The following is a 26,389-nucleotide window of genomic DNA, read 5'->3' as shown; positions in this document are numbered from 1 at the left end:
GGGTGTAAAGCCCCGGTATTATCTGTTTTATTTATTCTGTTTTATGATGATTCTTTTGCATTACAGCTTATATCAGAGCGTATCAAAGCGATACAGGTTCCTTTCATTTGGTGAGACTAAAATATTTAAAAAAGTGATACCGCAGACAATAGGAGTGGAGCAAAAGTTAAACAAAGCGGTACAGCATATCAGGCTAACTTTTACTCATATACACACTTTTCATGATGCTACCAAATCAAATTTCTTATTATCATAAATACCCCAACCCTCTGTAATATTTTTATACAATTTATTCGCTCTATCAATGTCTTTAATCCAGTGAAATTGTCCATGATGCCCTTTATTTGGATACTTATTCATTTCTTCACATGTCGATTTAATGCCTGCCAAACCTTCTTTAATTATTAAATTCAATTCTTTACTATCTCCTTCATTAATATAACATCTAAAACCAAAATAAGCTTTTGACGAATAATAATATAATTTTGCTGTTAATAATGTCCTTTCATATAAAGAAATCAGTTCTTTATAATCATTATCAGAGGTAAAATAGGGTTTTGCATTTAATATTTTGTTTAGAGCCCATTTGGCTTTTTCAACTCCAAATTCCTTTTCACGAATAATATAATTAAGATATTCTGTATTCATCTTTTCGATAGGACTAACCCAATTGCTGTCAATTACCCAGGGTGCTTCTCTAAATAGAATAGATTGTATTCCAGGGCTTATCTCTTTTGATTTATATCTTGCGGGAGATAAATGCTCAATTATATCTTTCCAGTAGTGAAATGTTTTATTCACATTATGCTCAACTTTAACAGTTGGATTGTCTAACCATTTTCCACTACAATGCCTGGAATAATTGCTTTGGTAATCAAAATCGAGTCTGCTATGAGAATTTGTATGCAGGCCTAAAGTATAATATATAGAGGTTATTATATCATCTGTCTCAAGGAAGACATCTTTTAAATACGGGACTGGTTTTTCTCCATATTTTTGAGTTATAAATTCTTCTGTTATTACCTCTGCTGAGAGTGAAGTATCTTCAGAAATTCGTTTAAGCGCATAAATGTTTATTTCCGTTGGCCTGCCAATGTTTTGGGATTTATCGTATCTGTCAGTACGAGCAACATATCCGATTACATTTTTTTGTTTTGCATAGTATTTCCATCTGTTAATTGTTACCTCATGTAAGATACTGGCAATTACTCCTTGTCCGTTATATTCATGACCCAAATCAAATTCAATTATCACTTCCTTATCAAATTTTTTTATAAATGCAGAAACAGGATGGGTAAGGAAAAAATCATGAGGGACTTCTTTGGTCATGATTTTAACCTTTGGATTTTTAATCAAATTGACACAATCTATCAAAGCATTCAATTCTTCTTTGTAATACATAAATGTTCTAATATAGAGTTGCATGTTCCGTTCGTCAATTACAACACTTGCAATTGAGTCTACTAAATTTGCCAGCTTTTCTGAATCTGTTGTCCATTTTGTAGAATATTGATTTTCAATGCGGGCACCTGTCTCAATAAACGTAAGAACTATACCGTTCAAATCAGGTATACAATCCAGCATTGACCTGTAATCATTTTTAAACCATTTCCAAAACTCAGGATCATCTAAATTGATTAAGCCTTCTTTGTTTTTAAATTTATCGGGATAGTAATCAAGGCCATATAAGGCGTGATCCCAAACTAATACATTTTTAATTCCTGTACGATGTGCTTTCTTAATCAGTTTACGCGTTGTCCATAATTTTTTCTTATTTCTCACATCTTTTAAATTCATTATCAATTCGTGAGAAAGTTGTAAATGATTAATATTATAGTATTCTGCAGAATTGAGCGCTACCTTTCCTTTTTCAATTTCACTTGATAAAATGTTCCAACCTCTAATCTTTAAGTTTCCATAATCATTAGTAGGTTCATTAATCTTTTTGGAAGTACAGCTTAAAAATCCCAGAAAGACGAATAAGTAAAATAATCTGAAGAATTTCATGTTAATCAGAAAATTATGATCAAAATTGAATATAACACTATTTTTTAAATTGTAAGGTTCATCAATATGGTTGCCAACGGTTTTGCTGTAAGGAATAGTTGGAGTTGCAGACTACGTTCTTATCTTCCGTGAGTGAATTTGATGCGGGCTCTAACATTCGTAACCTACTTACACTCCAATGTTTCTTACCGTGTGTTGTAGCACGTTTATTATAGTAACTTAATTTTCACTTCATCTATACGCTTTCCTGATTCATTTCCTATATCAATAATTGATTCTCTTTTTGCATTAATATCCAATGGTATACCAGGATAATTAAAATACTCGAACCTGTTATTTGATATAATATCATATTCCGCTTTTTTCATTTCTTTATTAAATTCTTTATCTGACATCCCCATCTGTTTCAAAAGTTGAGATATCATCATTTTTGTATCATCAGGATTTAATCTGACCTGTTGCCATAAAACGCAATGATCATTTTCAAAATCGACACTTTCGAAAAACAACTTACCTTCTCCTCTTATTGGATCTCCTCCTAAAAGATTGGGATAATTCTCTTCGTACTCTATCGTATCTCTTGCCGAATATGCAGCACCAAATGGAAAATGTAAATATCTAAGTTCAGGAAAAATATATGTTTCGACGCCCTCTTTTGTGCTATATAATGAAATAATAGGCCCAATACTTTGCAAAGTTTCCTCATCACTATATCCTAATGCTAAGAAGATATCTGTCAACATAGATCTTGTCTTCTCACCTATCTCATTCCAGTTTACTATACCAATAAAATCTCCAAGCTCAGAGGTTTGATAAAGCACTTCCGTAATTTCATATTTAGATAAATGTGAGACTGTCTCATCGGGCAGTTGATATGTAGACTTAAGGTTGGTTCTAAAACTCCATTTTATGGTATAAGATGTATCTGTCGAGTCTACAACTTTGAAATTTGCGATATAACGGGAGGTATCACTTTTCGCAAGTGCATCAGCTTTCCACTGTGTCTTTATCTTGACAATCTCAAAATCAAAGGAATCTCCATTTGACCAATAAGAAACAAAGGAAACTTGAGAGGTATCATTTTGACAATATATAATTTGACTGATAAAAATGATCATTAAAATGAGGGTAATTTTCTTCATATATCGTGTCTATTTAAATGTGCTTCAACCACCATATATCCCGACATTCATTCGGCATATCGTATGTATCTGGCTTATAAAACCGAATGCTTATCTGCTTTATTTTTTCTGTTTTATGATGATTCTTTTGCATGACAGGTTATATCAGAGCGTATCAAAGCGATACAGGTTCTTTTCATTTGGTGAGACTAAAATACATAAAAAAGTGATACAGCAGACAAAAGGAGAGGGGCAAAAAATAAACCTGGCGGAACAGCATATCAGGATTTACTTTTTAAGCACATTTTTTGTTTGGTTTTAAGATGAATCATCTTCTGCTCAAGCCTGCATGTAAAAATGGCACGGCATTGATTCAGCACTCCCGCGGTATGGTGTTGTGCGGTTTCTGTCCCACAAAGTGGAGACTGTCAAGCCGACAACGACAACATACGGAATGTGGATTTGCTGTTTAAAACAAAAACGCAATTACTATGACTGTGCTTGTGGCGTCTTTTTATTTTTTATGTGGATAATGGACTCACTCTTATTTGTCCTCCAACTGCTTTCAAAACTTTCATTATTGTCGAGAATTGCGGTTTTGCTCCCTCTGACAAAGCTTTATATAAACTTGGTCTGCTCATTCCAGTTTCTTCTGCAATTTTGGTCATTCCGATAGCTTTTGCAATATGTCCGAGTGCGGTGATAATATCGGAGTTGTCGCCTTCTTCCAAAACAGAATTTAAATATTCGGCAATCATTTCCTTGCTGTCCAAATAGTCTGCTATGTCAAATTTTGAAGTTTCCATTTTTTACTTTGTTAATTTGTTCCAAATTTCTTTTGCCTTTTCGATATCCTTTTGCTGGGTTGATTTGTCCCCACCAATCAACAGAATTATTATTTTTCCGTCTGTTTCTTTGAAGTAAATTCTGTAACCTTTGGCAAAATTTATTCTCAATTCGCTGATACCGTCTCCAACGGGTTTGCAGTCACCAAAATGCTCATCGTTTTCAAGTTTTTGGATTCTGAATAAAATTTTCGCTTTTGCCCTTAAATCCTTTAACTTTCTCAACCACTTGTCAAATTCTATCGTTTTTTCAATAAAGTACATTCAGCTACTGTATCCATCTGGATACAAATTTAGATAGATTTCTTGAATTTTAAAAATTGTTCGTTGATTTTTAAGCGTTCTGTTAAAATGCGCCACAACCAGTATATTTACCGACATTCATTCGACTCTGCGTATGGGGCATAAAGCCCGGTATTATCTGCTTTATTTTTACTATTATTTTAAAATAATATTGCATTAAAGCTTATGTCAGAGCGTATCAAAGCGATACAGGTTCTTTTCATTTGGTGAGACTAAAATACATAAAAAAAGGGATACAGCAGATAGAAGGAGAGGTGCAAAATATAAAACTGGCGGAACTGCGAAACGACCCCGAGCACTCGTGGGCAGTTGGTGTACCACCTCCCGATTTATAGTCCCGCAATATGTACTGTGTTACCATGCATTATTTTTCTTATTTATCAGGTTTACAACAATTTTTGTAATTGTATCTTTTTCTTCTGTTTTGCTAACAGCAATCATTAAAGTCAACGCGACCAAAGCATTATCTGCAATTCTCTTTTCTCCATTTTCGCGATAAAGAATTCCATTTCTTTCCAGAAAGTACAGAAATAAGAAAGCGGCAATTCTTTTATTTCCATCTGAAAATGAATGATTTTTTGTCACCAGATAAAGAAGAGTTGCTGCTTTTTCTTCAATACTTGGATATAAATCTTTCCCGTCGAAAGTTTGGTAAATTGTTGAAACCGAACTTTTAAATGAATTGTCTTTTTCGCGACCAAACAATTCACTGTTTCCATATTTTTGCTTTACCAGTCGAATTTGTTTAATTGCTTCGTCGTAAGTGAGTTGATATTTTTCTTTTCCTGAAGTTTCCTCAATTTTTAAAGTCTGGTAGTCGTATTGGTCCAGAATGTCGAGCGCAAAAGCATAGTCTGAAATTATCTTTAGTAATCCGATACTTTCCCCGCTTGATAATTCTTTTTGATGTACAATATTTCCTAAAATTTGTACTGATTCCTTTAATTCCCGTAATTGCTCATTTTGCCTGGATAACCGTTTTTCATTTATTGAAAATCCTTTTATTAAAAAATCCTTTAAAATCCTGTTTGCCCAGATTCTGAACTCGGTTCCTCTTTTCGAATTAACACGGTATCCGACCGCAATAATTACATCAAGATTGTAATACTTGATTTTTCGTTTTATTTCCCGGTCACCTTCTTTTTGAACTTGTGCAATTTTTGCACAAGTTGACTTTTCTTCAAGTTCTTCCGTTTTATAAATATTAGAAATATGCCGGTTAATGGAAGTTCTATCGGTTTCAAATAAAGATTCAAGTTGATATTGATTTAACCAGACAGTTTCATTATCAAGCTGAACTTCAATTTCAGTCTTTCCGTCTTTTGTTGTAAATATTTGAAATTCGGAATTACTCATTTTCGTTTTATCTCAAATATAGTCAATCTTTAAGAGAGTTTTTTGTCTTTTTCATGATGCATAGTAACCAGTATGTATCCCGACATTCATTCTCCTTATCGTATGTATCCGGCGTGTAAAGCCCGACAATTATCTGCTTTATGTTTTTATGTTGTATGATTATTCTTTTGCATGCCAGGTTATATCAGAGTGTATCAAAGCGATACAGGTTCTTTTCATTTGGTGAGACTAAAATACATAAAAAAGGGATACCGCAGATAATACGAGAGGGGCAAAAAATAAACCTGGCGGAATAGCATATCAGGATTTACTTTTTAAGCGCATTTTATGTTTGTCTGATGTACTGGGCGTTATTCGTATGTCTCATTTATTCATCTTTAAGTGTCATTACAGGATTTTGAATCGCTGCTCTATAAACCTGAATATTAATGCTAAGTATGGTTACCAATATTAATAAAACACTTGTGATAAAAAATATCCCAACACCAATATTAATTCTATATGCAAAACTTTGTAGCCAATTGTCTATAACATAATATGCAACAGGGAAAGCAATGAACAATGATAATAGTAACATTAAGAAATATTTTTGATTCAACATTTTTACAACATTAGAAACTGTTGCTCCATTGACCTTGCGAATTCCTATTTCTTTAGTTCGTTGTTGAATATTTTCAATCGATATGCTAACTAAACCAAGAGTAATAATAACCATTGCAATAACAGAAAGTATGATTAGTATTCGTCTTGCATAGGTTTCTTTGCTATAAAGGCTATTATAAGAATTTTCAAAAAAGGTATATTTTAAATAATTGTCTGAGGTAAACTTTTTCCATTGTTTTTCAAGGAATCCAACCGTTGAAACAGAATTATTATTTCCAGTCTTAATTGATAAATAATTAGGAATCCAATGAGTGTATACTGTAGGCATCGTTACAAAAGCCATAGGTTTTATTTCCTTTTGTTTTGAATCGAAATGGAAGTTTTTCACTACGCCTATTATTTTAAAAGTTTTTCCTCCAAATTCAATGCTGTTATTTAAAACATTATTATATCGCAGAATTTTAGCTGCCGATTCATTTATTACAATCTTATTATCATTTGAATAATCGTTAGAGAAAAATCTTCCTTGTAAAATTTCCAGTTGAAATACATCTTTAAAACTAATGTCGCAAGGGCAAAATGCCATAACAAAGCTTTCTTTTGATCCTTTAGTGATTTTCTTACAAGCTATTTCCGGAAACTGTTCGCCTGGAATTGTATAAGAATAAGATACCTGTTCAATTTCCGGATTATTAAGCAACGAATTTTTAAACGATTCTAACGAATTACCCAATTTGTCAATACCTTTAACATTTATTATATTTTCTTTTGTTATTCCTAATTCATCATTCTCCATGTAACGTAGTTGTCGGTTTATTATTAAAGTGCTGAATATAACAATTACAGATATCACCAATTGAATTACCATTAAAGCATTAAAGCTATTTTTCTTTGATATATTATGGTTGCGATTTATTAAAGATGATAAACTCTGTTTAATTGTTGATGGTATAGACACCATTGCCACTGTAAAGGCGATCATCAGGGAAACCACCAATAAAATAATATAATTGTTGAAATTGTCAGTAAATCTAAAATTTTCAATTTTTAGTATTAATGGAACCAATGTCTCAAGCAAAATAAAACTTATAAAAACAGAAATCACTGTAATTATTATTATTTCAGACAAGAACTTGTAAAAGAGACTGTCGTTTCTGGCGCCACTGACCTTTCTTACATATATTTCTTTATGTGACTTGTTTATTCTAATTTTTGTAAGCGTTATGAAAATAGAACTTGTAATTATTAATATCAGGACTAAAACTGAAACGAATAATTTGATATAGATTACATCACCATTTTGTTCGAGTTCATCATTAAAGTTCGAATGTAAATGTATGTCTGTCAGTTTTTGTAAGTCATGCCTGAAATAATTTTCCGAATTGGTTAAAGAAGCATTATTAAAATCCTTAACTATTGGGGCGATATAGTTTAATGTATATTCATTAATTTTTTTCTGAAGATTTTCAATATCAATATTTTTTTGCAATAGTAAATAGGTATAAAAATCCGTAGATAACCATTGCTCATTATCAGTCCACCTCAGTGTATTCATGGAAAACAGTATATCGAAGTGAAAATGTGATTCTTTTGGGAAATTATTTACGACACTTTTTATTGTGAAAGTATGCTTGTTACCATCAATGAAGAAATCTAATTTATTTCCTGCTACATTATTGCTTCCAAAAAGTCTATTAGCGGCTTTATCAGTAAGTATAACTTCATTTGGATTACTTAAGTTTTCTTTGTTGTACCCCTTGATAAAGCTTACATCAAATATCGAAAAAAAGCTAGTGTCAACACCGAATGCTTTAAGATAAAGCGCATTTTTATCCTCATTGGTTACTTCCACACTACCAATCTTGAGAATCCTTGTTGCAGCTTTTACTTCAGGGAAATTATTTTCTAAGGATTTAGCTAAAGGCGCGCCAGTACGTGCGCTTTTTATTGTCAAATCACCTGCTTTTCCATTAATTACAACCCTGTATATGTCCTGTTGATTTTTATGAAATTTGTCAAAGCTTTTTTCGATGAAAATCCAATTAGAAAGTGTTAATATCACTGTAAGTCCAAGAGTTATTGAAATTATACTTGTTATAGAATACAATGAATGTCTTTTTAAGTTCTGAGATATACATTTAAGATTTATTTTCGACATAATAGATTGTTTTTCTTATCATAAAGCTGTTCAGAAATCATGCCCAAAGTATATTATATTTAATATCAGTACATTAAAAATCATCATATAATCTCATTGTCTAATTTATTTACGGTTGAAGTAAATTTTTTCACACAGTCTCATGCATGTTTTAAAGCTTGCAGGATGTTTAGCCTTGCACATAACCCACATCCCACGGCTTACGTATATTGCGTGTTGTGCCGTCGTACTTTTTATTTCATTTCTAAATCCATTTTATCGGATAATCTAAATCTCTTTTTATTGCTTCCATTTCAGCACTATGCCACATTTCATGTTTAAAACACCAAGATAATGCTTCATATTTATTTTCTGCAACTGGATGTTTAAATGGAATAGGCTCTAATTTATCAAACAAAATATCATCACTCAGATTACATAGACTATTTAAACAAATCTCATGAACCATATCAAACTGTTCTTTTAGTTTTTTTGCAGTTATAATGTCTTTCTTTACAGACCTGTGCAAAGAACCCATTCCATTGAAAATCTTATTAAATTGAATAGGGATTACTTTATAAACTTGTTCATTTCTTCCTGTTATCACAGTTAATGCATGAAAATTTTGAGCCATCATTAAATGTCCAATTTGCCATGCAAAATTTGAATCTGTATTCTCTGGTATTGTAAACCACAAGTCTTCGGGTAATTCTGAAACTAATCTATTTACAAAATTTCTTGATTCGATAAATTGGTCTTTTAAAAATTCAATTTTTCTCATGATTACTTTTTTAAAGTTTATATAGTAATTAGTGAGGAAAGAATTCCGATTTGTGACAACTCAGTTTAAAAATTTCACCCAATAGTTTTTTCGTGGTAATTCCTTTTCAAATTTTTGATATAAATCAGCAAGGCGAACCATCTTATTTACAGTAGAATATTCCTGTTCAAAATCAATAGTTCCCACTTGTTTGCAAATCCTACATTTACATGTTCCTTTTGGATTGTACAAAGGACAGGTATCATTCATGAAATTTTTAATTTTTGACAATGAACGCGAGGAGATTTGTCTGATATTATCCTCTTTCATTTCCATAATCTCGCTAATTTGTTTGTAGGACAATCCAACATTCTCACGAAAAATAAATATTAATCGTGCATCATTGTTCAGGCAATGGTTAAGGGCTGTCAAACACCAATCACATATTTCTTTTACCCAATCTTGTCTTTTCCCTTCTGCTCCAGAATATTCAACTTCAGGCAAAGCTCTAAATTCCTCCAATTCTATTATGGTTGATATTTTTTCGTTCTTAGAATATCTAAGGATAGTACGCTTGGCTATTGTATAAATCCATGTTGACATTTCAGAATTGCCATTGAATGAGTTTATGCTTTTAATCACTTCAAACCAAACCTCCTGAGAAGCCTCCTTTGCAAGTTCTTTATTCTGTATCATTCTGTGAGAAATACTGGAAACCATTGTTCCAAATTTTTCCACAAGTTCTTTCAAATCAATTTCCATTAGTAATGATTTATCTCGGAGCTGTTTTGTATGCAGCGTGCGGGAGTTCGTGGCCACTTCATTGTCTACCGTTACTGCCCTTGCCAGCGAGTGATGAACATGCAAATTGCTCTGAAACCCGCATGATGTAAATACTGTGTTATGGCCTGTTATTTTTTATTTTATCCAATCAGCCAATATAATTACATTATTTGCTTTAAAATTAAACATATCAATGGAATCATCAATTTGAAGTCCTTTAATATCTCCAGCTTTAACTATCACGATATGTTTTTCTAAAGAGCTTATCAAATCAGAACTAGTCTTACCCTTACTTAAAATCGAAACTGTGAATTGGTCTCCTGGTTTAACTACTTTCATAAATGAATCAAATAATCCTGGAACAAAGCTCGAAACATTACCATCCAATATTATTTGAATCAAAGACCAATCTCCTTTTCGAGTGAAAAAGTGATTTTTGATTTTTTTTGAATCCGAAATTGAATCAACATTATATTTTTCAATCCAAAGAACTAAAGCACTATCAGTTGAATTTGAATAACGTAAATCAATTTGACTATAAAGAGTGTCTGTATAATATTCACTCACTTCTTTATCAATCTGCCAGAGCTTGTCTTGCGAATATGAAATCATTGAAATAATAAGTCCAATAAAAATCAATCCTATATTTTTCATCTCAAACTGTGTCGAATTCGTTTTTATAATTACCCCCCAATAATATATATACCTACAATTATTCGGTTTTATGTTCCGGTTAATAAAAAAAAGCTGAATGCTTATCTGCGTTATTTTTTTGTTGTGTGCCGTTTTTATTTTTCTTTATAATTAATTCCTTCTAAATACATTTTATTATCAATGTTCGTAAAAGTCAATCTAAGGTATCCTTCTTCATTATTTATTGCATACGTTATTGCTATACTTTCATTCCCATTTGATATACTAATTTGATTTTGGAACATTTTATGGTTATCGACTTTCAGGCTTAATATTTTGCTGATGAGTGATTCAAATTCAGCGACTGAGTTATATTCTTTAAATCTTTGCGAAGTAAAACTGTAAATCGATTTTTTATCTTTTTGAAGTATTGCATTAATGATTGGGATGGCGATACTATCCATTTTATTAAGATATGTATAATCATCAAGTTTTAAATTAAATCCTAATAACTTACTGTTTAATGAATCAACCTCGTGTAAATATATAGTCGCACTTCCTTTTTTATCGTTAAAATTCACTGCATAAATAGAAGTATGCATCATTCCTTTTGGTGTTGATTTAAAGTAAAAACCAGTCTGTTCATAATCAGTAATTATTCCATAATAATTATATAATAAATTGAAATAATCATTTAAATCTTCATTTGTTTGAATTTTTTTTAAATCATCATCTGCCATTTCATAGAGCAAATCAATTTGTTTGTTCATAATGTACTTAAAAACAGTATCGTTAAAGCTATTACCAAAGGCATTAAATAATAATTTTTTAATCTGTGCTGTATCTATGTTATCTGCTGTATCAAGATTGAGATAATCAGAATATTTTATAGAATCCTGTGAAAATGTATGAATAGAAATTAATCCAAAAACTATTAATATCAGTAGCAATCGTTTCATAAGTATAATTTTTATTAATATGCCGCATAACTAATATATACCTACAATTATTCGGTTTTATGTTCCGGTTAATAGGATAAAGCTGAATGTTTATCTGCTTTATTTTTTGTTGTGTTTTTATGATGATTCTTCTGCATGTCAGCTTATATCAGAATGTATCAAAGCGATACAGGTTCTTTTCATTTGGTGAGACTAAAATACGTAAAAAAGGGATACGGCAGACAAAAGGAGAGGGGCAAAAAATAAACCTGGTGGAACAGCATATCAGGATTTACTTTTTAAGCGCATTTTATGTTTGGTTATACGATGAATCATCTGCTGCTCAAGCAGGCATGTAAAAATGGCATGGCATTGATTCAACGGTTAGTATATGCAAAGTAGGCGATTGCGGGTTACTTACTTGTCCAGTATACCTGAACTTGAAGCGTAGCAGAATGCTCAAATAACCACTTAAACCCAATGTTTTATACCGCGTGTTGTGGCTTGGCATTTATAGATCCAATCCTGAAGTTTTAGATTCAATCTTCCTTTTTATCAGCTAATTGAGATGATTCATTTTTAGTAAATTGTCTAAATATAGAGAACGCAAGTGGGATAATTATAGTCAATAAAATCTCTTTAATCTGAAAATTTAGTTTGAATAGCACAATTGATAGCGCACAAAAAAACCAGACAATCCCCATTGCCAGAAAATAATTATAAAAAAAGTTTTTTGTTTTTTTCATTGGAATTTCATTTTGAATTTGTTTATATAATTTGTCTAATGAGTTTTTGAAATAACTCAATTTCTGATGTCTTTGATTTAATGGTTCGTTATTTATGTCATAATCAAGAGCGTTAAAAATGATTTTCACTGTAAAACTCCTAGGGTTGACTTCTCCAGATTCAATTCGTTGCAATGTCCTTACATTAATATTACATTTCTCAACGAGTTCCTCCTGAGTCAAGCCTTTTTTATTTCTAAGCTCTAATATTTTCTGTCCTAATTCTGGCTGTTTCATTCTTTATTAAAATCTTTGACAAGAATAAAATTTGTTTAAAAATTTAGAAAGTTTTCAGTAAGTATTTTTCCCGACATTGACCCGGCTTTTAATTTATCTTATTGTTATACAGTCTTATACTATTTGTCTGTGCAGTTTTTTCACTTGGTCATAACTAATATAAACCTACAATTATTCGGTTTTATATTCCGGTTAATAGGATTAAACTGAATGCTTATCTGCTTTATTTTTTGTGTTGTATGATGATTCTTCTGCATGCCGGTTATATCAGAGCGTATCAAAGCGATACAGGTTCTTTTCATTTGGTGAGACTAAAATACGTAAAAAAGGGATACGGCAGACAAAGTGAGAGGGGCAAAAAACAAACCTGGCGGAACAGCATATCAGGATTTACTTTTTAAGCGCATTTTATGTTTGGTTTTACGATGAAGCATCTGCTGCACAAGCATGCATGTAAAAAATGGCATGGCATTGATTCAACGGTTAGTATATGCAAAGTAGGCGATTGCGGGCTTCAAAACTATCAAACCGTTGAGAAGTTGAAGCGGGCTATAACCATTGAATTTACTACTATTTCGCCTATTTTGCATATACTTTGTTAGCGGTTGAAATTCTTATTCAAGAAAATCAAGCATTAGTTTATTTATCTTTTCTGTATGAGTATACATCAAATCATGACCGGTATTCTGAATCAATTCGGTCTCTATTTTAGGTGCAATACTATTTAGGCGTTCAATAGCCCGTTCAGGCTTACAAACATTATCATGTTCTCCAATCATGTAGAGTACAGGCATTTTTAGTTTATTTAAATCATCATCTGTAAGCATATTTGGTTGAACACCCATTTTGAATTTGAAACACTTTATAGCAACATTAAAGTAATCTACTCTTTCATCGACAATTTCTTTACCTTCTTCTCCACTTTTAAGCAAGTCTTTCCAGACCGAATACAAGGCTAGTCGTCTTGTATATTTTAATGGTAATAAGCTAAGAACCATATTCCAAATAAAAGATTTGGTAATTGGCTGAATAGAAAAAGCAGGTGCTATCAATATAACTTTGCTCAGTCGTTCTGGGTTGGCTGCTGCATAGTTACTTGCTACCCAGCCACCATATGAATAACCTGCAATTCTAATGTTTTGTCCAAGTGAAAGATTATTAAATAGTTCATCAAGCCAATGGGTAAAGTCATGATATGTTTCCATTTTCTTTGTATAGATACTTCGGCCAAAATCATAAATATTGTCTAATGCGTAGGTTTTGTAATATGATGATAGCGCCTTTATATTAGGATACCATATCATTGAATTAGAACCTCCACCGGGTAAAAGCACAAGAGGTTTTCCATTATTAGGGCCGCTAATACGCATGAAGGTTTGCCCATATGATGTTTTTACTGTTTTTTCCTCAAAAGCAATTGGCCATTTTTTAATCATTTCATCTTCAAATGCAAGATACCGAGTCTTGGCTTTTAAAGATTTAAATGGGTGATAATCCGATGTTTTCATGTTTTTCAATTTAGGCTGCTTTTATTGCCGCTATCTAATATTTACCTACAATTATTCGGTTTTATGTTCCTGTTAATAGGATAAAGCTGAATGCTTATTTGCTTTATTTTTTTTGTTGTGTTTTTATGATTATTCTTTTGAATGTCAGCTTATATCAGAGCGTATCAAAGCGATACAGGTTCTTTTCATTTGGTGAGACTAAAATACATAAAAAAGGGATACGGCAGACAAAAGGAGAGGAGCAAAAAATAAACATAACCGGTACAGTTTTTTTTGCTTAAAGTTTCTCTACCTTGCAGGAACAATTACCGGTCACCCTAAAAACCGAACAGATGCAGTCAGAATTTTCATGGTAACATACATGTATTTAAAGCAGATGTAAGCATTCTGTTGCATTTGTGTTGTATGCAGAAAAAACCCGGGGAGACATGGTCCATTTTAAAGGCGGAAAGCCCTAAACCAATGCGGACATGAAACAAACCAGTGCGAAGCGTATTCAACCGGTGCGAAACGGATTATTCCGGAGGCAATGTGCATTTTACCGGTGCGGATTGCGGTTTAACCACAGCGAAATGGCATTCAACCACCGCGGAATGCATTATTCCGTAGCGGAACGCATTTTACCACTGCGGAATGCGATCCAACCTGGTCGAATAGCATTCCGCACCGGAATAACAGGCTCCGCACCCGTTTTTTGCAAAACGAACGCGGTTTGACGCAGTGCGCAGCATTATTACAGATCTTCGTACAAGGGAAATCCCGGTAGGATGGGGTAAATAATAGTTCGCCGGGATTTCCTGTTGTCCGCCTTTTCTCTGCCCCTGGCAGCATATAAATGAACCAGTAACTCTAATAAAAAACGGAAATAAATGAATGGATCAAAAAAGAGTAAAACCGATATTTTATACCAGTCGGGATTACGCATTAACAACAGCCTGAGTGATGCGGATATTAAGCAGCGTGTAGCAGATTACGGCTACACCGTGGCTGTATTAAACCAGGGCAAAGCCCTGCTGGACGAAGCTGCCGTGTTGTACCCTGTTATTTCTTAATCTTTCTTCGATTTCTATATTTTTTCCAACCATAAACTATAATCACTACAATTATCCAGAATGGCCAAATCTTAACAACAAACACGAAAAAGTCCACAAATCCAAACCAGCCTTTTGAAAGTGCATGCTTTAGTCGTTTTGTAATTTTATCACGTTTTTCTGGTTGGTATTTATCATCCTTTGGTTTTGATATTTCTAAATCGAGAGTACTAAAATCCACTAAATCACCTAAATATTTCAGTCTGCCCGTTGTACTTTCAATCTCCTCTTCGATTCCCCGAATCCGTTCTTCTATTTCAAGCATATCTTTAACAGATTTTGCCTGTTTCAAGAGGTCATTGTACTTTTTTAAGTAATTCTTTTTATTTGTAAGTCTGGTTTCTAAATCAATGAATTGGTCTGTAACATCTCTTGCATCAATTTCCTTATACTTGATTTCGCCGCCACCAGTCTCAATTTCATCAATCAGTTTTTCAAAGTTACCACCCGGAATTCTTATTTTCAAATTATAGGAAATCTGCCAATCCGAATTGTTTAATCGCTCATTCGCATAATATCCACCATGCTTTACCACTAAAGAATCGATCTGTTTTTTAGTCCGTTCTAAATCATGAACTTCAATACCAATCCGCCCATCTTTGATGATTTTCTTCTTCATCACTTCTTTTGTCTCTACTGGTGTTAAAGGAGGAGGTGGTGGACTACTTAGTTCTTGTCTTGTTATTGGAATTATTTCTTCTTCCATCATCAAATCGTCCGCAATATAAGCGGCTTTATCCGATTGACCCTGATGGCAGGAACTTAACAGAAATGCAATAATTAAAATAAAAATCGTGTGTTTCATAATCAATATTTTCTTATTGGATGCTTTTTGTTCGGTTATTCCATAAATCACTGCAGCACCTTAACGGTCACTTGTAAGTTGTAGTTGCGGATTTCGGAGCTCCTTCCTGTCCGGCAGGACGGAACGATGTTGCGAGAATCCTGCGTACAACACCACCAAATCCCGCAATGCATTTTACAATTTGTTATGCAAGTATTTTATATTCCATATTTGTTTTCTCGTTTTTTGAATGCTTCTTCTCCTCCCTCCAGCTTAAGTAACTTCGTTCTATTCTCAACACATTCTATGGTTGTCGAAGTATTAGAGGTATAAACACTCTCATTTGAAATGTCTAAAATGTGAATTAACCCCGCATCTCCATTGATGACAAAGTTTGAATTATGGCTGGCAAAGATGATTTGGCGGTCAAATTGCTTTTCTTTAACAAGTCCTACTAAGTAATCAGCTACTAATTTGTTATCTAGGTGAGCTTCTGGTTCATCAATAACTAATGGTTTTACTCCTGTCATTAGTAGAGTTACAATTACCGCTGTACATCTTTGACCAAATGAACAAGATTCAAGTTCTTTATTTCCGTAAAATCCTTTAATTTTCAGATACTTGGGAAGATTAAATAAATGCTTTCTAACCAGGTGCAGATAAATCGAATAGTTACCAGTATTCTGAAAAATATTCGAAACAATCTTTACGTAATTATTTTCGCGCCTGTAATTATTTTCGTCGATAAGGTTATCTAATCTCTGTTTAAAAGCTTTATAATCTAGCTTTAGTAGTTCTTTATCTGGTACAATTAGAAATAACACTTCTTTTACTCTAGAATCAGAGGTGCCTGAAATATGATATTCTCTAAATTTGTGATAAAACTCTTCGAATAATTGTTGTTTATAGAATTCAAAATCAAATTCAAAAGTGAAATTAATATCTAGAACATTCTCATCGTTAATCTTAAGCTTGTTATTAATAGCCGTAAGGCTATTAATAATTAATGCTTCATTCTTGTCGTAAATATTGGATAGCTTATTTATGTCTGTTAAATTCTCTTGATATTGTGCTCTTAGCTTTTCTTCTTCTACTTTAAGTTTATCGATATCTGAACTAACTCTAGCCAAGTTATCAGAAGCCTTTTGAGAATCCTTTATAGTTTCCTCATTTGTACCTTTTTCGATAAAAAATTCTCTTAATTTTTGTGCTTCGTCTTCTAAATCTGAATTTATTTTATGGATTCTATTATTTACAGCTTCGTATTCTTTTAAAACAATTTCAATGTCTCCATCTTTTTTCTGCAACTCCTCCAATGTCATTAAATGACTTACAATTTCATCAATTCTCGAATCAAAATCATTAGAAATTTTATTCAATTTATAATCCGTAGTTGTTTTATGTATTTCTTCAATAATTGAAGCATAGTTTTTTGCACTGTTTTGAATTGAAGTCAATTCTTCTTTGAGTGCTTTAATTTTTGAAGTAATCTCTTTGTATTTATCATCATTTATAGAGTCAATTATTTTTTGAATTGTAAGCTGTTCTTTTTTCTTTTCTCTTGATGTAATGAAATTCTTAATTAACTTAAAAACAATATCAATATTAGAATCAACCTTGTTTACAGTTTCTTCAAAATCACTTTCAATCTCTATGAAATCGCTTTCAATTTCCTTTATTCTTTCATTAAAAATCAGCTTAGTTAGCTCATTTGCTTCTGCTAATTTTTCAATTTTTCCTTGACTAACAAATTCAATTTCATTGGTTCCAGATATTTCAATATGGTTCGAAGGGTCATTCTCAATATCATAGGTTGAACCATTAATGAGTAGGTCGGACTTTTTGAAGAAATCCGTTTTCTCATTAAGTTTTTCAGCTAACAAATTGATAATTGTACTTTTACCAGTTCCACGACCTCCAATAATACATGTGAAATAATCACTGAAATAAACAGGTTGTTTTAGTTGCTTCAAACAAAAATCTTGCTGTTCTCTGGAATCTTTTCTCGTAATTAATGTTTGGATTGGGAAATTGAATTTAATATAGTTTAATCTTCTGATAGGTGTTCTAGGCTCTATCTCGTTTATTTTAATCCTAAAAATTGGTTCATACAGAATTTGCTTTAATCCTTCAAACGTAAGGTCACTTTTTATCCAAGTAATATCCTTAAGAATCTCTACCTTTTGACCTACCTCCTTGGTAACATATTTACCAAGAAAAGTGTCCATGTCATCAAAAGAATGGGCATCACAGCCATTAACTACTGGTTTTGGTTTTGCTAATTCTTCTGTTTCATATCTATCCGTCCGAAGATAATATTCAACATTCTGACGTCCACCGAAAAATGCATCACATAATTTATCAATTTCATCAGTTATAGCTAATTTTCTAGGAGATTTGCTTGGTGGGCGAAGTCCTTGGTTGTTAGCTGCGGCAAGTATGATATATGGTTTCTCTGTTCCAAATATTCGCTTTAAACTTGCTACCAATTCGTTATGATTAATTGTAGCACTAACGAATTGCTCTTTTTGTAGGTTTTTACATGAAATTTTTGCTCCACCTGCATTTGTATGATTTGTTTTTAAATCGTTCAAAAAATCCTCTATTTGATTTTTTGCAATTTGATTTGAAAAAATCACATGAATATTGACCTCTTCACCTTTGGGATTTACAGATATGTCAAGACGAAATTCGATATTTAGAAAAAACACCTTTTTAGATTCGGGGAACTTATTTCTATGAAAATTTATGAAGTGAAAAAAATTGTCGCAAGAGAAATAGTCAGTAATTCCTAATGCAGCAACTGAGGATTCTTCGATTTTTGTGGAAAATGTATCCCAAATATTCTCATCTCCAACTTGCTTAAAGTTATCGCTCAGTTTTGTAAAAGGAGTATGAATATGTAAATCCCACATTCTCCAAATAGAGCCTTTTTCAGATGTTTTTTGGTTTGTGTTCATGTTTAGTTAATGTATGAATTTTGTATTGAGCAAACTCAATTTAATATTAGGCATAACGGTTCGAGTATGATTTCGTAAGGGATTGCGGACTTCAAACCTGTCAAGTTACCATCTGATATTATTGCAGGTGACACTGCTCGAGAACCTCTGAAACCCTTATGAATTATACACATCCTGCTGGCGTTTATATCATTTCAAATATTATGAACGGGCCATAATTTTTCAACCATCTTGTAATTGTCCATTAATAAGAATTTATCTCGACCAATTTTGTCTTTCAGTTCTTTTGGAAACTTTGCCATATCATCGTATTTGTCAAGTATAACGAACTCAATTTGATTATACTCGAATTGAAAATTATGAGGAATTCTCCATTCTCTTTCATGCGTGTAATCACAAGTTGTAAATTGTTTCTTTTTGTTTATAGACCTAGGTCTATATGATGGCCAAAATGGCGTTACAAATGCTTTAAGATGCTCATGCCAATTCTGTTTCTCAAATTGGTCTGCTCTTACATAATATACTGGAGCTCCATTTCTTGAAAAAATAAATTGTTTTGAAAAACCTATTCCATAAGGGGAGTACGCTTTTGTATGGTCAATTAAACTTGTCCATGGACACTCGGTAAAACACACTGCATGTGAATTTGTCCATGGCATTGTTGAAGCAATTATTTCTTTGTCTTTAAGAATACTAATCAGACGATTTAAACCAAATCCTTTAGCTTTTTTTAAAGCTGGATTATTTGGGTCGTTTTTACCAACAGGCTGTCTGTTAGAGGTAAAATGTCCTAAGAATTGAGAAAAGTCAGGTCGAGTTTTCATAATGAAATAATTTTAAGTTTTTTATTCAATCGGTATTTGGTCTTTTTTTCTAAAATCCAATGGAATTTGAATATGAGTTGGGAGTTTGTTTATTAATATATCAAACTCATTGTTTCGATTATCATTATAATTTTTGAAGTTTGTGATTTCTGTTAGTTGTCGAAATTCATTATTACTGTCGATGCTTAATACAAAACCAAAAGGAGGATATGCTAATTCGCAAATTACACCATGTTGATTTGTTATTGTTGGGAATCCGAATTTTCTATAATTTCCTTCGTTATTTAAATATATAAAGAATCTATATTTTTCGGATAAGTCAATTTTGTCAGGTTTTCTCACAAAATCAATAATTTCAGGACATTTCTCTTTGAAGATTGGTTCGCTAATTGAAATAAACATTGAAGCAACCTGCTTTAAAACTCGCAAAGGGTTCTGATTTTTTGCTTTAAAAAAAATTGTATCAAATTCGTATTTGAACAATAAGCTCATTCCTATATTGACAAAATCGGAGTATGGTCGAACGTAATTTTGGCCTAAAAAACTATTGCAGTCTTTGCATAAACAGTGTAATCCGACCCCTCCTTGAATAACATTCCCTTTTGGTTTCAATTTTAAAAGATTCTTAGAACTATAGTATTCGTCAGAAGGTATAGAATAATATTTAGTCGTTTTATTAAAAGCAACTCTTGGCGGTATATGCTCAAAGGTGAGCTTTTTTCTCTCACCACATAGTTTACAAAATCCTATTACTTCTTCCTTCGCTTTCATGTAGTAAGCTGTTTTTTACGCTTGCAGGTAACGGTCCCGCGGTATGGTGTCGTGGCAGTTTCTTTCACCCGTGAAAGTAACTGTCAGGACGAAAGGCGCTTGCAGCGAACGTTGAATTATTTAATTTAAAAGTACTGCCATGCACTATGACCGCGTGTTAGCGGCTGGCTTTGTTTTCATATATAATCATAATTTGCTTGGGTTTTAGTTTTCCCCATATTTCATCCACCATTTGTTTAGGAATTATACCATTATCATAATCTAAAAGCACCTGTATTCTTTTGGGAAGAGAATCTTGAATTTTAGGATTTTCAAAATCAGAATTATTTTCAATTCTTTTTTCATTCTCATCCCCCATAGTTTTTAATAAATCTGCAAAACCAGCTGCTCTATCACTATAGGTACCTAACCCATTTCTATTTATCCCAGGACAGCAAACCAAACAATGCCATGGAAAGCTGACAGGTAAAATGTCATTAATTGTATTTCTCCTAAGATTATTTAGATTCTTTATTTTCACTCCATGCGAGATAGCACATCCCCATAATGTTTCATCTTCTGGATATGATTTACATGGCCAAACGCATGTAGAATTTACTTTGTCAAAATAATTGTAGAAACAATATAGAGGAGTCAAATCGTTAGTTTGTCTACAATAATCAAATAATCTGTCTATCTGAGGATAACCATTATTGGGAACATAACCGATTTCATAATCCAAATCCTTAGACAACTTTTTCGCTTGAACTGCAAATCCAAAACATTTACCATCAGAATCGACAAACCACATTTCCCAATCAGCACCAGTTGTCGAAGACTCTACATGAGGAGAAAAGTCAAAGACTCTAAAAAAATCAGAATTCATTAGATATAAATCTTGTAAGTTATCTGATGTAAAAGCGTCTTCACGTTTTTGAATTGGAGTTATAAAATTTTTGTGCATTGAGTTCCATGTCCTTGCAGATATTGCTTTAAAAGCAATACACAAATCATTTGCAATCAAATTACTCATTCCTATATATTGATTATGTTTTTCATCTTAAGCTTGCCGCTAGCTAGTATATATCCCGACATTTATTCGGCATATCGTTTGCATCCGGCGTGTAAAACCGACAGTTATCTGCTTTATTTTTTGTGGTGTTTTCAAACAATTTTGCATGCCAGGTTATATCAGTTTGTATCAAAAGGATACAGGTTCTTTTCAATTTGGTGAGACTAAAGTACATAAAAAAGTAATATCATGGTATATGGGGAGAGGATAAACCCCACAAAAAGCTCTTTCGTAATTCTTCAGGATCCGTGGAGCATTATGTTTAAATAATGGTGGTTCCGGGGCATTTTATTTGTGCTTTCGCAGCGGTCCCGGGTGCTGTCCGAAATCATCTGCGCGGTGGTGCTGTTTATGGGTTGACTTTCCGGATCTACATGTTGTCCAGAATAAATTCAGGGATGGAATTTTTCTCCTTTCTGTAACATCTCAAGAATTGCTTTCATTCTTTTTGTTCGTGTTTCAGGTTTTTTGGCGGTTTGCAGTCGCCATACAATTGAAAAGACATTGGATTTGCTGAGTGTTTTAAAAAATGCTTCTGCCTTTTTATCCTTAGCCAGTTCAATCAGAAAGTCGGCAGGTACAGTCATCCTGCTTTGCGGTTCATAGGCCTTCTCCCATCTGCCGTCGGCTTTTGCTTCTTCTACTTCCTTCAAGCCTGCTGCTTGCATCAAACCTGCCCCGGACAGGCGTTCAACATGCTCCCGGTTTCTTTCAGACCAGATGCTTTTCCGTCTTCTTGGTGTAAATTTCTGAAGCCATGAGCTTGCATCAAAGGTATTTTTTTGTCCGTCAATCCAGCCATAGCATAAGGCGGCATCGAGAGCTTCCGCATAGCTAACGGTTGGTAAACCGGATTTAACTTTAAAAATCCGTAACCAAATGCCTGAAGATGTTTTATGATGTTCTGCCAGCCATGCAGTAAACGCTTCATCGGTGGTGAATGTCAGAATGGGCAATTCCGGCTTTTCCGCCTTGTTTTCGTCCTGATTGTCTTTTTTCATGTCGTTGCTGTTTTCAGTTTATTCCCGTTTTTATGGGGAGAGTGTTGGGTGTGCAAAGCATCCATAAGTGGTTTCCTTAACGTACATACTTACTCAGGAACCCGGTGCATCCAGGTTTTTAAGCATTTCAAGGAATTGCTCTTTCCCAATCTTTCCGACAGCGTAATCTATTACTTTTCCCTGTGGATCAGTAAATATGGTTACAGGTGTAACACCCACCTGATAATGTTTTACCAGTTCTTTAACCGTGGCGTCATCCACATTAATCATTACCGGAACAAGCTGTGAATTGACAGCCTTCATGACCTGCTTGTCTGCAAAAACCTCGCGTTTCATGATCCGGCAGGGCACGCACCAATCTCCGGTGAAAAACAGCAGCATGTTTTTGCCGGATTCCCCGGCAAGTTTCCGGGCGGAGACCATATTTTCGGCCCAGGCCACATCATTTGAAGGGACATAAAACGAATACCATGCATAGGCAAGAGAAACCACAAGGAACGAGAGCCAGAACCATCGCCAGAATGGATGAGACTTTTTTTTCACTGCCCCGGGGGAATTGGTCACTGACTTTGCGGATAGGTTATCTGTTTTTTTCATCATGTATTTAATTTTAACTGGTTGTATGCTTTGTTCTTGCTGGTTACCGCATGCTACGCCGGTTTTTACGTATTATTTTCAATAATCGGTTGTATTCAATATCCGCTAAATTCCAGTTGTACAATTTAGGGTCAGTTGTATTGGTAAACTGAACGACCACAGCATCCATATCCTTGTTGTACCTGGCTATACTTTGATATCCGGGAACCCAGCCCTTATGTTCATATTCGTATATGGAGGCATAAATTTTCTGTTCACCTGCATCAAACACCGTTCCATCGTTTAATGCACGGATAAATATCCCGACATCTTCTGCGGATGCTACCATACCGCGGTCATCCTGTTTTAAATCCAGGGGATATCCAACATGGTAGCCGCTCATCACCCTATCGATATTGACATCGTTAACCGAGGGGTACGTGTTTTTAAGATGCAACCGGTTTAAAATCTCTTTCTGAATGAACACGTAATGCGGATATCCCAGAACGGTATCCATGATTTCGGAAAGCAGTAAATAATTTGTATTGCAGTATTTATATTTTTTACCGGGTTCAAAATCAGCGGGTAAACCAAAAATTAATTCCAGATTTTCCGTGTTGCTTTTTGGGGCTGTTCCCCAATAATCCGGCGTATCGGTATAATTAGGAATACCACTACGATGCCGGACCATCATTCTCAGGGTAATCTTATCCGCATTTGCAATGCGTCCTTTAAGTTCCGGTAAATAATCAGCCAGTGTTTTATCCAGGGACAAACGTCCGTTGTGTACCAGTTTTGCGACAGCAACCGCAGTGTAAAGTTTACTGATACTGCCAATTTTGAATAGTGCGTGTGGGTCGGCTGGTGTTTTGTTTTCGCGGTTGTTTAATCCGGCAGCATAATACGCAGGTTGCTTACCGGCTTCGTCAACATAGACAATAATACCTGTAAAACCAAGGTCAACAGCTTCATTTAATTGTTCCTGAACGGTGTCCGGCAGTGGTAAAATCCATGCCTTAACCAAAATCCATGGCACAAAAAACAGGGATATGATGGTTCCAGCCAGCAAGGCTATTCTCACGATTCGTTTCGTTGGTTTATTCATTGGTTCTGTTTTAATCTATTCTTTTTCCAAACGACAAATTCCAATAGTATCTATGTTTCTCTACTGCCGGATAACAGAGCTGTTTCAGCTTTCACTCAAACATACAACATATCTTTTATCCTTATATGTTCATTAAGGATGATTAAATCAGCCACAACCGGTAAGCATGCCAGTAATTAAACGATTTACTGCGATTTTTTATGGGGTAATACCAATGTAATATCTCTTTTATTTTTCTTACGATGTCACAACAACGACACCTTCCGCTTTATTTTGCTGCTTATCAATGAGATATCTGTCCGTTTTAAATATTACACTAAGGTACATAAAAATGGGATACAAAACTTAAGGGGAGGGGATTAAACAGAACAGACATGTAGTTGGAACAGCTGATGGATTGATGCAATATCACGTTTTAATACATTTTATTTCCCGGAATTTCAATTATGAGTCATCATGGGCTATTCATTCAGCAGCCGGACTAAGAATTCCAAACGATTCTCAATGCATTTTTAACATGAACCACTATGCTGACAATGTTTGTATTTTACATACTGGCAGAAAAATATGGCCGGAGATGTTCTTCGAAATTCAGGTTCAGGCTTTTATCTCCAGTAATAATCCGTTTCAGCTAAAGGAAGCGGGTGTGTGTCGGCAGATAATCCGTATTCCTCCCACCAGTTTTGGTATATTTCTCTCACCTCCAGAATCTCTTCGCCACCAGGTCTTTTTTCTGCACTGTAACTTCTATTGACAAGAATCGGAGTCAACGAAGCAAAATCCCTGTTTTCAATTATGGCTTCTGCACACCACAGCAGGTATTCACCAAGCATGATGCATTCTTTGTTGTCAGAAATTCTGAATGGAGGTATTGAGGATACCGGATTGGCTGGAAAATGGTTGCAGGGACAAACCAAAGATGTGTCTTTTGAAAAGTCAATAAGTAATGGAATGTGCTCTTTTGAAAAGTTTGGCATAATCGTCCATAGCTTTTCTCCGTTTTCTCCTGTTTTATACTGGTCGTATGTCCCGCTTTTAAGCTGCTGCACAAATTGCTGAATGTTTGGATGATCAACATTAAAATCATCTTTTTCGCAGCTTAAGCAAAAAAGGATGAACAGAGCAAGGATAGTGAGGTTTTTCATCATTCGTTTTTCTGAAAGAGCCGGTTTCTGAAATAATGGTTGCTTTAATATCACCTTAAAACCGTAATAAAATCGCTAAGCCGACTAACAGGCAAATGGTCATGGTTATTCCGCAATATAAGAGAACGATATGCGGGCATCCCTGGTGTAAATCTGCGCAGCGCACCGTGATACCGTCTGCCGGTGGAAGGATGTTTTTATTCTGAATTTTTATCTTTAAGGAAGACATCAGTATATCCGTGAATAAAAGAAACAGTACCCATCCGGTATACATCTTTTTTTGTACCGTAGAAGTCAGTTTGTTCAACCGGCATAAATGAACTCCTGTCCGACCTGAAACTGCTCAGGGCCTCTTTGAGTTCATCCAGAATACCACGTTTTAATCCGGGTTTTCCATGCGCACCGTAAATCCTGTATTTATTGTTGCTGACAGATCGTAAGAGATCAATGCTTTTCAGGTAGCTATCCATGTCATCAATCAGAAGTAACCCGTTATAAACCAGGTCCCCGGCAAAGATGTATTTATTCGTTTTATCAATCACCGTTATGGAATTAGGGGAATGGCCCGGTGTGTTTAGAATTTGAATGGTCCGGTTTCCTAAATCCAGATCTTTACGCGTTTCAATTTGATATGCCAAATGCAATAGAAGTGAATCCCGGTTCAATGTTTCTTTTTTTGTAAGTAATAAAGTCGAATCTGCGAACCGATTTTTACCTGGAAGCTGCGTATCAAAGATGACAATCCTGTCAAAATCAGTTATAAATCCAATATGATCGAAATGAAAATGAGACAGAATTAATGTGATGGGTTTATTTGTGAGTCCTGAAACGGTATGGTATATCGATTCTTTTTTATTTTCTCCTGAACCGGCATCAATAAGTATTGCTTTTTTATCACTGATAATCAAAAAACAGGAATTCTTCTGGGAACTGTACGGCTCTGAAATGATGAACGTTTGATCATCAATCTTTTCCGTATGATACCAGTTGTGCTTATTATTTCCGCAACTGTAAAAAGAAAGAGTAATAGCGGCAAATAACAGTATGTTCAATAGCTTCATAGCT

The 26,389-nt window shown here is 34.0% G+C and carries 24 protein-coding genes; 2 read left to right on the top strand and 22 right to left on the bottom strand.

Annotated elements, in window-relative coordinates:
- Positions 1-219 precede the first annotated feature (219 nt).
- The 10 genes from ACE1EF_RS13705 to ACE1EF_RS13660 form a co-directional block, all read right to left on the bottom strand.
- Positions 220-2,007: a hypothetical protein gene (locus ACE1EF_RS13705; protein ID WP_375721246.1), complete on the bottom strand. Its 1,788-nt coding sequence runs from the start codon at positions 2,005-2,007 to the stop codon at positions 220-222.
- Between the two features lie 209 nt (positions 2,008-2,216).
- On the bottom strand, positions 2,217-3,149 hold the full coding sequence (locus tag ACE1EF_RS13700) for a hypothetical protein (protein WP_375721245.1): 933 nt from the start codon (positions 3,147-3,149) through the stop codon (positions 2,217-2,219).
- A gap of 500 nt (positions 3,150-3,649) precedes the next feature.
- Positions 3,650-3,934 carry an addiction module antidote protein gene (locus ACE1EF_RS13695; RefSeq protein ID WP_375721244.1) on the bottom strand — a complete coding sequence of 95 codons (285 nt, stop codon included), beginning with the start codon at positions 3,932-3,934 and terminating at the stop codon, positions 3,650-3,652.
- A gap of 3 nt (positions 3,935-3,937) precedes the next feature.
- The gene (locus ACE1EF_RS13690; protein ID WP_375721243.1) at positions 3,938-4,237 is read right to left on the bottom strand and encodes a type II toxin-antitoxin system RelE/ParE family toxin; all 300 of its coding nucleotides are present in this window, start codon (positions 4,235-4,237) and stop codon (positions 3,938-3,940) included.
- A gap of 393 nt (positions 4,238-4,630) precedes the next feature.
- Positions 4,631-5,632 carry a virulence RhuM family protein/type II toxin-antitoxin system death-on-curing family toxin gene (rhuM, locus tag ACE1EF_RS13685; protein ID WP_375721242.1) on the bottom strand — a complete coding sequence of 334 codons (1,002 nt, stop codon included), beginning with the start codon at positions 5,630-5,632 and terminating at the stop codon, positions 4,631-4,633.
- A 367-nt stretch (positions 5,633-5,999) separates the two neighbouring features.
- Positions 6,000-8,342, bottom strand: coding sequence for an ABC transporter permease (locus tag ACE1EF_RS13680; RefSeq protein ID WP_375721241.1), 2,343 nt, complete (start codon positions 8,340-8,342; stop codon positions 6,000-6,002).
- Positions 8,343-8,637: 295 nt separating this feature from the next.
- On the bottom strand, positions 8,638-9,153 hold the full coding sequence (locus tag ACE1EF_RS13675; RefSeq protein ID WP_375721240.1) for a DinB family protein: 516 nt from the start codon (positions 9,151-9,153) through the stop codon (positions 8,638-8,640).
- A gap of 60 nt (positions 9,154-9,213) precedes the next feature.
- Positions 9,214-9,894 (bottom strand): RNA polymerase sigma factor, encoded by a 681-nt coding sequence (locus ACE1EF_RS13670; RefSeq protein WP_375721239.1) that lies wholly within the window; start codon positions 9,892-9,894, stop codon positions 9,214-9,216.
- A 156-nt stretch (positions 9,895-10,050) separates the two neighbouring features.
- Positions 10,051-10,569 carry a hypothetical protein gene (locus ACE1EF_RS13665; protein ID WP_375721238.1) on the bottom strand — a complete coding sequence of 173 codons (519 nt, stop codon included), beginning with the start codon at positions 10,567-10,569 and terminating at the stop codon, positions 10,051-10,053.
- A gap of 134 nt (positions 10,570-10,703) precedes the next feature.
- Positions 10,704-11,507 (bottom strand): hypothetical protein, encoded by an 804-nt coding sequence (locus ACE1EF_RS13660; RefSeq protein WP_375721237.1) that lies wholly within the window; start codon positions 11,505-11,507, stop codon positions 10,704-10,706.
- 119 nt (positions 11,508-11,626) lie between these two features.
- Between ACE1EF_RS13660 and ACE1EF_RS13655 the strand changes: the two genes are divergently transcribed.
- Complete coding sequence (locus ACE1EF_RS13655; RefSeq protein ID WP_375721236.1) at positions 11,627-11,845, top strand: hypothetical protein; 219 nt, start codon at positions 11,627-11,629, stop codon at positions 11,843-11,845.
- Positions 11,846-12,025: 180 nt separating this feature from the next.
- Here the strand turns inward: ACE1EF_RS13655 and ACE1EF_RS13650 are convergent, their stop codons facing one another.
- Both ACE1EF_RS13650 and ACE1EF_RS13645 read right to left on the bottom strand, forming a co-directional pair.
- Entirely contained in the window at positions 12,026-12,508 is a 483-nt protein-coding gene (locus ACE1EF_RS13650; protein WP_375721235.1) for a helix-turn-helix domain-containing protein, read from the bottom strand.
- Between the two features lie 614 nt (positions 12,509-13,122).
- Complete coding sequence (locus ACE1EF_RS13645) at positions 13,123-14,016, bottom strand: alpha/beta fold hydrolase (RefSeq protein ID WP_375721234.1); 894 nt, start codon at positions 14,014-14,016, stop codon at positions 13,123-13,125.
- Between the two features lie 869 nt (positions 14,017-14,885).
- Between ACE1EF_RS13645 and ACE1EF_RS13640 the strand changes: the two genes are divergently transcribed.
- On the top strand, positions 14,886-15,068 hold the full coding sequence (locus ACE1EF_RS13640) for a hypothetical protein (protein WP_375721233.1): 183 nt from the start codon (positions 14,886-14,888) through the stop codon (positions 15,066-15,068).
- Here ACE1EF_RS13640 and ACE1EF_RS13635 read toward each other — a convergent pair.
- The 10 genes from ACE1EF_RS13635 to ACE1EF_RS13590 all read right to left on the bottom strand — a co-directional run bounded on the left by ACE1EF_RS13635 (position 15,058) and on the right by ACE1EF_RS13590 (position 26,385).
- Positions 15,058-15,912 (bottom strand): DUF4349 domain-containing protein, encoded by an 855-nt coding sequence (locus tag ACE1EF_RS13635; protein ID WP_375721232.1) that lies wholly within the window; start codon positions 15,910-15,912, stop codon positions 15,058-15,060. The genes ACE1EF_RS13640 and ACE1EF_RS13635 overlap by 11 nt on opposite strands.
- Positions 15,913-16,109: 197 nt before the next feature.
- Positions 16,110-18,851 (bottom strand): TrlF family AAA-like ATPase, encoded by a 2,742-nt coding sequence (locus ACE1EF_RS13630; RefSeq protein WP_375721231.1) that lies wholly within the window; start codon positions 18,849-18,851, stop codon positions 16,110-16,112.
- 194 nt (positions 18,852-19,045) lie between these two features.
- Positions 19,046-19,675 carry an abortive infection system antitoxin AbiGi family protein gene (locus ACE1EF_RS13625; protein ID WP_375721230.1) on the bottom strand — a complete coding sequence of 210 codons (630 nt, stop codon included), beginning with the start codon at positions 19,673-19,675 and terminating at the stop codon, positions 19,046-19,048.
- A gap of 21 nt (positions 19,676-19,696) precedes the next feature.
- Positions 19,697-20,446 (bottom strand): hypothetical protein, encoded by a 750-nt coding sequence (locus ACE1EF_RS13620; protein WP_375721229.1) that lies wholly within the window; start codon positions 20,444-20,446, stop codon positions 19,697-19,699.
- A gap of 157 nt (positions 20,447-20,603) precedes the next feature.
- Entirely contained in the window at positions 20,604-21,458 is an 855-nt protein-coding gene (locus ACE1EF_RS13615; protein WP_375721228.1) for a DUF6615 family protein, read from the bottom strand.
- Positions 21,459-21,889: 431 nt separating this feature from the next.
- Positions 21,890-22,498: a YdeI/OmpD-associated family protein gene (locus ACE1EF_RS13610; protein WP_375721227.1), complete on the bottom strand. Its 609-nt coding sequence runs from the start codon at positions 22,496-22,498 to the stop codon at positions 21,890-21,892.
- A gap of 93 nt (positions 22,499-22,591) precedes the next feature.
- Positions 22,592-23,098: a thioredoxin family protein gene (locus ACE1EF_RS13605; RefSeq protein ID WP_375721226.1), complete on the bottom strand. Its 507-nt coding sequence runs from the start codon at positions 23,096-23,098 to the stop codon at positions 22,592-22,594.
- A gap of 40 nt (positions 23,099-23,138) precedes the next feature.
- Entirely contained in the window at positions 23,139-24,179 is a 1,041-nt protein-coding gene (locus ACE1EF_RS13600; protein WP_375721225.1) for a serine hydrolase domain-containing protein, read from the bottom strand.
- Positions 24,180-24,784: 605 nt separating this feature from the next.
- Positions 24,785-25,327: a DUF4943 family protein gene (locus tag ACE1EF_RS13595; protein WP_375721224.1), complete on the bottom strand. Its 543-nt coding sequence runs from the start codon at positions 25,325-25,327 to the stop codon at positions 24,785-24,787.
- Positions 25,328-25,521: 194 nt separating this feature from the next.
- Positions 25,522-26,385, bottom strand: a complete 864-nt coding sequence (locus ACE1EF_RS13590; protein WP_375721223.1) for an MBL fold metallo-hydrolase — start codon at positions 26,383-26,385, stop codon at positions 25,522-25,524.
- Positions 26,386-26,389 lie beyond the last annotated feature (4 nt).

The organism is Quyinboa sediminis (assembly GCF_042219855.1).
Lineage (GTDB): Bacteria > Bacteroidota > Bacteroidia > Bacteroidales > UBA5342 > JBHJHP01.
Note: the sequence above shows the minus strand (reverse complement) of the source record. Positions and strands in the feature narration are given on the sequence as shown.